General features: G+C 46.9%; 2 protein-coding genes. Both read right to left on the reverse strand.

What is annotated here, in order from left to right; translation table 11 throughout:
- Positions 1-41: 41 nt before the first annotated feature.
- Positions 42-356: a TPM domain-containing protein gene (locus tag Q0668_RS02105; protein WP_298859457.1), complete on the reverse strand. Its 315-nt coding sequence runs from the start codon at positions 354-356 to the stop codon at positions 42-44.
- Between the two features lie 126 nt (positions 357-482).
- The gene (locus tag Q0668_RS25825) at positions 483-3,695 is read right to left on the reverse strand and encodes a PQQ-binding-like beta-propeller repeat protein (RefSeq protein ID WP_366918859.1); all 3,213 of its coding nucleotides are present in this window, start codon (positions 3,693-3,695) and stop codon (positions 483-485) included.
- Positions 3,696-3,761 lie beyond the last annotated feature (66 nt).

Consider the following 3,761-nt stretch of genomic DNA (forward strand, 5'->3'; position numbering starts at 1 on the left):
GAAAACACGTCCATACTTAATTCCTTGATTTCAAGGAATTATTAGAGGAACCCTTTAGAAACTAGTAATAAAATTCCGGTGTTCCAATCCTGATCACCCAGCTTGGCATGACCAATTTGCCACTGATTGAATAGAATGGTAGCGAAGGTTTCTATTCGCATGTCGGCTCCGCCATGTTTTGCCATCGAGTCAATTGTGACAACAATGATCGGCGTGGCTTTGTCTGTGAGCAGTTTGTCGCAGAATTCTTTGATCTGCTTATTGGTATTCTCATCAAGCATGCCTGCAAGATCGCGTACAAATTCACGATCTCCCGGCGGGTCGAGTGTCAATTCCAGCGCAGAAGCTGAATTCATTCCTCTGGAGCCGAAGAGGAACAAGATTAACAGGCAGACAAAAACTTGCTTGCGATTCAGGGAATTATTCACATTGTCTCGCTTGAAAGAGAGAACTGACTTAAAGAATGGGATTGGAAAGTCAGTTTAGGAATCTGAGCGAATGATTTCAATTCCACTTAAAGCAGGCTGCATTTGCTTTGCACTTTCATTTAGCGGAACGAGTTCCAGCTGCAGGTTGTCTTTCACGGGAACGCCATCGAATTTTCGAATCAAAGTGGGTTTGTCTGTCTTTGGTGAAAAACCCTTTTGAACAACTTTTCCCTGTAACTTGATATCAAACAGCGGCGTTTCCTGTTTTTGATTCAACGAGACTGGTTCGAGTCCTGAGAATGAGAGTTCTACTGAGTACGTTGCTGGTGCATCACCTTTCCCTAAAAGTGGAATCGTACACTCTTTCAGACCTCTGGCCCAGGATGTGAAGACCCAGGCGGGCTCTGCATCTTTTACTGGGTTGGTGATCTCGTTCAAGCTGTCATATCCACCCCCTGTGGCGAATTGTGGTTTGATATCAAACTTGAAATCGAGGCCGGTTTCACGACTTGGTTTGGGACGTGGATAAGCCATCCAGACAGTGCCATGCGCGTCTCGTCTGTCACCGGGTGCCCCCATGTTTAACGCCATATGTTGGACTGGAGTCTTGGGGCCGACAGAACTGAAGATGGTCCAGTGAGATCGTTCTTCGCGAGGTTCCAGAACAATAGTGGATGAAATGGAAAACAGGCAAACACAGCCTGCACTGGATTCGGGAATCATGACCAGGCCGTTGGCGGGAATGGCATTGATCCAGCAACCGGTACGATGTCCGGCGAAGTGTCTTGTGCCGCCATCTTTTTCGAGATCATAAAATCCGGTATAGCCCGAACGGAACATCAGCAGGTTTTCAGATGCGGCAAGCATGCCGCAGTGATGGCCTTCACGCATAATACTCCAGGGAACTTGTTGACCTGTGAGTGGGTGCTTTCTGGTGTGTTGCACGCCGGTGTAAAGGTCGTATGACCAGGGTTCCGCGATGATTTTTTCACCTACGATAATGGGGCGGTGACGATAATTGGCATCTTTGGTCCAGAGTTTTGAACCATCGGCTGCGTTGAGTGCTACCAGTCGGCGACGAGAAAAATCACCGGCGATAAACTGCCTCCAATAGTGTCCGTTCGCGTTGGCGCCGCATAATATTAAGACGTTATTTTGGTAGAGGAGCGATAGTTTTCCGCCTCCAATTCCAATCTCACTACAGTCCGTGACATCAACGGGAGTCGACCAGAGTTTCTTACCGGTTTTTACATCGAGACCTACCGCTAGTCTGAGGTCTTGTTTTTTGAGTCGATCTTCGGCGATTTCTTTCTCTTTGCCGGTTAAATCTTTTAATTTGGATTTATCCTGACGTAGAATATCAGTTCGTTGCTCGCTGGTGATTGAGCTGTCGATGAAATAAGCCGCCTCGGGACCAATGGCAATGGTGTGATGCGCGATGTTTTTGCCCTGGTAGCTCCAGGCTGGTTTTCCTGTTTTGACATCAATCGCGAAGATCGCATCTGTTGAATCGTTTGTTTTGCGTCCTCTGCGTCTCTGTCGACGTTCTAGTTCATTACGCGTGGTTGCTGTTCCAAACAGCATGCCATCTTGATATGCCAGATAACCCCATTCGTGCTTTCCGTCGTTGAGTTTTTCGGGTAGTGCAATTTTGCGAACGGTTTTTCCGGTGGCTGCATCCAGTTCATAACAGAATTCTTTCATCATGAAGAAGAGACTGTTATCGCTGGCAACTAGATTACCCGGATTTTGATTTTGAAAAACGCCGGTACGAATTGCCTGTGGGTTTTCACGTTCCCAGAGGAATAAGCCATTGTAGGCGTCGAATGCCATGATGGTACTTTCACCCTGAATGAACAGGCGGCCGTTGATTGCCAGAGGACCCACGGCACCTTCATGGCGGTTGACCATTTTCTTTTCACCTGGATCACCAAACCAGAGGACGCCTAGTCCGCCTCGGACTAATTGATCTTTACTACTGGCTGTGTTTCCTGGATCGGCATATTGGTGTGACCAGCTGCCGGCGCCTGGTAACCCACCACGTTTCAGCAGGGCATAACCACCGGTTGATTTTGTTTCCGATGTTTTTTCAAGTTTGGTTTGCTTGAGCCACTCTGTTAACTTCTGAGCTGTAACTTTTGCTGCCTTTGGGTTGTCTGGAACGCCAAAACAGATGGTCCCCCCCAATGGTTTCAAGTGAGTCGCTATATCTTTGGGGATTCCAGGGATCTGACCCGATTTCAGCAATGTATCCGAGACGATCAGATTCGCAAAATAGCGAGAGTAGGGTAATGGTGAAAGTTCTGTTTGATGAACGGCAATGCGATGTCCATAATAACCGGCCTGACTCAGCTTCTTACGGGAAATATCCACTTTGGCTGCATCTGGTTCGATACAGTAGATTTTCAAATTACTGTTTCGCGCCAATTCATAAGCGAGTCTTCCTTCTTCACTTCCTAGAACGAGACAGAATCCATCTTTGACTTGCGAGTGTGTTAAAATATCTTTGGCTGCCTGTTCATACAAAGCAGTCAGTTCGTCTTGAGGGTAGGGAGATTTTTTTGTGATTGCAGCCTGTTTTTGTTCTGATGTTTGTGCGTTCGATGCATGAAAGGCAACAACATCTCCTTGCGATGTACTGATAACCAGCGCGCCATCTGAAACGGCCAGGCCACGTGCTTCTCCATTGACTTTCAATGTTTCCAGAACTTTACCGGTCTTTTCATCGAGAATGACCACTTTATCCTGACCACCCACGACAACTTTATTACCAGCGACAATCAGTGCATTGCGAGCATCAGAGTTCTGTTCCCAGAGTACACCGACATTATTATATTTTTTTAAATCTGCCTGCAGTATTTTGATTTCGGCACTTGTTTTCTCTGCTTCTTTGCCTTTCACAAAACGTAATTTGGCCAACAGCTTATTTAAATTCATTTTGATTTTGTGAGTTTTTTGCGAGGCTGCGGCATGTTCTTTGCGATTAAACTTTCGGACCGAAGTTCCTGTCGCGATATATCCGAATTCTCCTTGTGCGGCCATCTGTTGGCCATCCAGCCAGGCAAAACCGATATCTCCTTTGTCTTGTGATAATGCCAGAATGTGATGGGCTCCCATCGAATAGATTTGCCCGTCTGCGAGTAAGGCCTGCGTCCCCCCGACAACACCGCCGGCGGTACTTCTCCAACTGAAACTCCGTTTATGTTCTTGTTCGCCTGTTTTTTTATTGAAAGCAGCTGGCAGAGAGCGACCTGAGGGGATGATCAATATATCTTTATTGGCTAGCAGTCTGTCCGGATATTCCCCTGACCCTGGTTTTCATTACCGAGATGT

The sequence above is a fragment of the uncultured Gimesia sp. genome (genome assembly GCF_937910335.1).
GTDB lineage: Bacteria > Planctomycetota > Planctomycetia > Planctomycetales > Planctomycetaceae > Gimesia.